2 protein-coding genes are annotated in these 949 nt (G+C 64.5%); one reads left to right on the forward strand and one right to left on the reverse strand.

What is annotated here, in order from left to right; all coding sequences use genetic code 11:
• Positions 1-161 precede the first annotated feature (161 nt).
• Positions 162-530 (forward strand): hypothetical protein, encoded by a 369-nt coding sequence (locus tag ACU8YC_RS25005; RefSeq protein ID WP_446895959.1) that lies wholly within the window; start codon positions 162-164, stop codon positions 528-530.
• A 184-nt stretch (positions 531-714) separates the two neighbouring features.
• Here the strand turns inward: ACU8YC_RS25005 and ACU8YC_RS25010 are convergent.
• Positions 715-949 (reverse strand): TetR family transcriptional regulator C-terminal domain-containing protein (locus tag ACU8YC_RS25010; RefSeq protein WP_446895960.1); only part of this gene is annotated, 235 nt, incomplete at its 5' end.

Below are 949 nucleotides of genomic sequence, written 5' to 3' on the forward strand. Positions count from 1 at the left end.
GAGGCCTACCGTGCCATGTTCTCCTATGGTGGCACGCTGCAGGGCCTAGCAGGGAAGGGGGTCGCCAACACGACCGTGGCGATCAACAACGCGGCCGAGTACGCCGCGGAGATTGTGCAGCGCCTGCGCGACAAGCGCGAGCAGGCCAAGGAGGTTGCGTGATGCCCGGCCAGCCCAAGCCTGAACGCACCGATCCGCTCGGCAAGCTCGACCTCGGTGGACTGGACGACTTCAAGCCCACGCCACGCGCTGCCCAGCAGCCGAAGCCGCCGGTCGAGGCAATTCGTGCCGTCTCCGAAGCGGAAGGTTTCCCCAGCCGCGAGTCCGCCCCACGCGAGAAGGCGAAGCCGGCATTGGCCAAGGTCGAACAGCGCCGCTACCGCACCGGCCGCAACAAACAGCTCAGCCTCAAGGTGACGGAAGAGAACGCCCAGCGCTTCACCCGCCTAGCCGACGAACACCGCTTGGTGCTTGGCGAGCTGCTGGAAAGAGCGCTTGAAGCCTACGAGGCCGCCCACAAAAGGAAATGACCTTCTCAAAAGCCTATCGGGCACCGAATAGGAAGCCAAAAGAAACCAGACAGCTGCCAGGAAGACCCACGGCGCCTCCCACACAGGGCACAATCAAGGTCTGGAAGGCCAAGCCAAGCTGGTTCGTCGTCATGCGCATAAGGGCAGCTTACGGAGCGTTGAGCTCTCAAGCGTGAGATCGTGGTTATGGCCAAACGAGCATGGCCAATTTCGCCACCTGCTGGAGCTTCGCGCGGCTCCCGCCGTCGCGCGCCAGGGGGGACAGCCCCTGGATCGCCGTTATGACGAAAGCTGCCAGCGCCGTCGGATCCGCCGTGCCCGGGACGTCTCCCGCGTCGATGCCGGCGGCGATCTTGTCGCGCAACGCGGCTTCGATCTCCCGACGGATCGCGGCCAATTCCTCTTTGACATCCTCAGCC

This window comes from Citrobacter sp. VF227 (assembly GCF_052950715.1).

Coding starts and splice junctions, on each gene's coding strand:
- ACU8YC_RS25005 (WP_446895959.1), top strand. CDS start 162: ATGCCCGGCCAGCCCAAGCCTGAACGCACCGATCCGCTCGGCAAGCTC.